Source organism: Aphanizomenon sp. CS-733/32 (assembly GCF_028330045.1).
GTDB lineage: Bacteria > Cyanobacteriota > Cyanobacteriia > Cyanobacteriales > Nostocaceae > Dolichospermum > Dolichospermum gracile.
On the sequence record NZ_JAQMSE010000143.1, the window covers coordinates 1 to 3845 of the forward strand.

At 40.1% G+C, this 3845-nt stretch carries 5 protein-coding genes and 2 pseudogenes; all 7 read left to right on the plus strand.

Translation table 11 applies throughout. The features are described from left to right. Window positions 1-155 precede the first annotated feature (155 nt). Window positions 156-368, plus strand: coding sequence for a nitrate reductase associated protein (locus tag PN471_RS23345; protein ID WP_334311914.1), 213 nt, complete (start codon window positions 156-158; stop codon window positions 366-368). A 40-nt stretch (window positions 369-408) separates the two neighbouring features. After that, window positions 409-489 carry a hypothetical protein gene (locus PN471_RS23350; protein WP_334311915.1) on the plus strand — a complete coding sequence of 27 codons (81 nt, stop codon included), beginning with the start codon at window positions 409-411 and terminating at the stop codon, window positions 487-489. Window positions 490-541: 52 nt separating this feature from the next. Next, the gene (locus tag PN471_RS11060) at window positions 542-745 is read left to right on the plus strand and encodes an RNA-binding S4 domain-containing protein (protein ID WP_271776891.1); all 204 of its coding nucleotides are present in this window, start codon (window positions 542-544) and stop codon (window positions 743-745) included. 297 nt (window positions 746-1042) lie between these two features. Further along, window positions 1043-2005 (plus strand): hydrogenase small subunit, encoded by a 963-nt coding sequence (locus tag PN471_RS11065; RefSeq protein WP_271776892.1) that lies wholly within the window; start codon window positions 1043-1045, stop codon window positions 2003-2005. A 173-nt stretch (window positions 2006-2178) separates the two neighbouring features. Continuing rightward, window positions 2179-2688: pseudogene (locus PN471_RS11070) on the plus strand (nickel-dependent hydrogenase large subunit); the annotation flags it as partial. A 287-nt stretch (window positions 2689-2975) separates the two neighbouring features. Then, window positions 2976-3386: a hypothetical protein gene (locus PN471_RS11075; protein ID WP_271776893.1), complete on the plus strand. Its 411-nt coding sequence runs from the start codon at window positions 2976-2978 to the stop codon at window positions 3384-3386. 69 nt (window positions 3387-3455) lie between these two features. Beyond that, window positions 3456-3845 (plus strand): annotated as a pseudogene (locus PN471_RS11080) (ATP-binding protein); the annotation flags it as partial.

Sequence of the window (3845 nt, forward strand, 5' to 3'; positions counted from 1 at the left end):
AGCCTACAAAACAAAAAACAAATCTCAAAACCAAAGAACCGTGGGGCGCACGGTCTTAAAGCTCAGTTAATGTCCTCATAGAGGAGTCACTGAGAAGCCCACACTCACCTGAAAGGGAGTGTGTGGAGTACGTCACCAGAATGGAATATGATCTGATGAATCAAGAATCACGTCAAAATTTAATGACTTTACCTTGTGATCCAGATAGTAAAATTCAGAATTATAGAAATTACATTCAAAAGTTAGTATTGCAACTCACTGGTAAACCTGTAGCTGAATTACCAATTGAAGCTAATCCAGGATGGCTAGATATTACCACACAGTATCCACGAAAAGGCTCAAGAAATAGGTGTGATCATCACAATTGAGGCGTGGAAAAACCTGACTATCTGACAACGGTTTGCCTTAATAAAACTCAGTCGTCCTAGTCATGAGAATAAAAACTTTTTACCGGCTTTGCCAGAATTTAAGTTGTTGCCAAAATCCTAAGTTCTGATATATTGCTATAGATGATACTTTTTAATTAGTTGGTAAAAGACAAATGATTAAACTCGACCAGTTTTTGAAGTTTTCGGGAATATCCTCTACTGGAGGTCAAGCTAAATGGATGATTGTTGATGGTGAGGTTAAAGTTAATGGGATAGTTGAAACACGGAGAGGACGGAAATTAGTTGATGATGATGAGGTAACAGTAGGAGGAAAAACTTTCAAGGTGGGGGAAATACTCTCAGATACCGTTGATTAGTGATGATATCTATGATCTGACCTTATTTATTTTATTTGCTACAATGTCTCGTACTCCTAATTCTTAAGTTTTATTTAAAAAAGTTAATTGCTTTAAATATTAGTTTAAAATAATGGATGTAGATTAATAGGTCCTCTCTACAAGTAAATCCTTTACAGAACTTTTTCAATTCCTTAGACATCTTCTGGTAAAGACGGTAGGGACGTTTCAGGTAACGTCTCTACGAAGGTCGCAGATAATTTTCACCAGATATCTCCTGAATTGTACATTGTCAACATATATAGAAAGACATAGCTAATGACTAATGTACTCTGGCTACAAGGTGGTGCTTGTTCGGGTAACACCATGTCATTTCTTAATGCCGAAGAACCAACAGCTTGTGATTTAATTGCTGATTTTGGGATTAAAATACTTTGGCATCCTTCCCTGGGAGTAGAACTAGGTGATAACGTCCAAACTCTTTTATGGGACTGTATTTTAGGGAAAACTCCTCTGGATATTTTGGTCTTTGAAGGTAGCGTCGTTAACGCCCCTAATGGTACAGGAGAATGGAACCGGTTTGCAGACCGTCCTATGAAAGATTGGTTAAACGATTTAGCCAAAGTTGCCAAATTCATTGTCGCAGTAGGAGACTGTGCGACCTGGGGGGGAATTCCCGCAATGTCACCCAACCCCAGCGACTCCAAAGGACTACAATTTCTCAAACGAGAAAAAGGCGGTTTTTTAGGTAAAGATTTTGTCAGTCAAGCCGGCTTACCCGTCATTAATATTCCCGGTTGTCCCGCACACCCCGACTGGATAACGCAGATATTAGTAGCGATCGCCACCGGCCGAATTGATGATATAGTTCTCGATGAACTACATCGTCCCCAAACCTTCTTTAACACCTTCACCCAAACCGGTTGTACCCGCAACATTCACTTTGCATACAAAGCCACAACCGGGGAATTTGGACAACGGAAAGGTTGTCTATTTTACGACTTAGGTTGTCGTGGACCCATGACCCGTTCTTCCTGTAACCGTATTCTTTGGAACCGCGTCTCCTCCAAAACCCGCGCTGGAATGCCCTGTTTAGGCTGTACAGAACCGGAATTTCCCTTTTTTGACCTTGAACCCGGAACAGTCTTTAAAACCCAAACCGTCATGGGAGTACCCAAAGAAATACCCCCCGGAGTCAACCATAAAGATTACGCAGTGCTTACCGTTGTCGCCAAAGACACAGCCCCAAAATGGGCAGAGGAAGACTTTTTTACCGTTTAGTTATTAGTCATTGGTCAGTGGTCAGTGGTTAAAAGGTTTCTTTCCACAGTTATTTTTTTGTCCCTACTTTTCAGGTATGTATGCGCGAAACAAAAAAATAAAAATCTCATAACAACTAACAAAGGACAACTGACAACTGACAACTAACAACCGACAACTGACAAAGGAAAAATATGCCAATTCAAACCTTAGATATTTCACCCGTTGGTAGAGTCGAGGGTGATTTAGATGTGCGTGTCGAAATCGAAAATGGATATGTCACAAATGCCTGGACTCATGCCGAACTTTTTCGCGGTTTTGAAATAATTTTACGCGGAAAAGATCCCCAAGCCGGCTTAATTGTTACTCCCAGAATTTGTGGAATTTGTGGCGGTTCTCACCTCAGTTCCGCCTCTTGGGCATTGGACACAGCTTGGGGAACAGAAGTTCCCAGAAATGCGATTTTAGCGAGAAACTTAGGGCAAATTGTCGAAACAATTCAAAGTATTCCTCGCTATTTTTACGGACTATTTGCCATTGATTTAACTAATAAAAATTATCGCCGCAGTCACTTTTATGATGAAGCTTGTCGGCGCTTTGCTGCTTTCACAGGTAAATCCTATGAAATCGGCATTACCATTTCTGGAAAACCTGTGGAAATTTACGCTTTATTAGGTGGACAATGGCCGCACAGCAGTTATATGGCAATAAATTGGTGAATTGCTTATATAGTCAAGATTTACAAGGATAGGTCTAATCATTCCCTGTCTTTTCCTTAAATTAGGTGATAAATCCACCCCCAGCGATGCTATAAGCAAAGATAGTCAGCAGCAAATTCATTTATTTGGTTTTCTTAGGCGTTACCTAATTTTTCCCTAACCCTGGAATAGCGATGCCTAGGTCGCGCAACGCTTACGCATAACTATGATAAATTTTTAGTAAGCAAAGAATAATCTAATCTAACCATTCTCTTTTAATTCTCTTCCTTATTATGAATTTCAAACGATGGCGGGAACTCAAGCAAATCCTCACTGAAGAAAAAGATTTGTCTAACATCTGGACATATTACATGGATCATTTTGCGGATCATCCCGAATTCATCAACTTGGGAAAACCTAGCCAGAATCAATATATAGATGCAGTTGTCAAGAAAACCTGTCAACAACTATTTGGTCAAAACGTCAAAATTACCAATTCTCTCCTTATCCATATTCCCCGACATCAATTTTTCCATGGACCATTGCAAGCAAGCGGACGAATTGGTGGTGTGATTTTCTTTGAGGATATCAAAGTCGGTTTAATGGGTATTTCCGCACACTTTCCCCCAACTAGTGAGGTGAAATATTCCCGGTTTACCGAAGTAATGGATCTATCACCACCAACAGGTCATGATTTAAATTGAAGCCTTCCTGACCCGCCCCAACCCGAAAATCGTCTAAACTTAAATTGTTCACCTATTACCAAAATCATGATGACTCGCTGGTTTAACATTGCAGGTCCCTGTAACCCTAAAAAAAACTATACCATTTCAGCTACAATTCGTTTACCCGACTTATCAATGTTAATTGCACAAGAAAGTTATTTTGTGCTACACGCACCACGACAAACGGGAAAAACCACCGCCATGTTATCCCTAGCAAAGCAACTTACTGATACAGGAAATTATGCCGCAGTCATGGTATCAGTAGAAGTAGGAAGTGCATTTAATCATGATCCTACAGCCGCAGAATTAGCAATTTTAGGAACTTGGTATAATACAATAAATATCCGCTTACCCAAAGAATTACAACCACCTGTAAAAGAATGGCAACAAGAAGAACCAGGAAGCAGAATTAAGGCTTTTTTACAAACTTGGGCAACA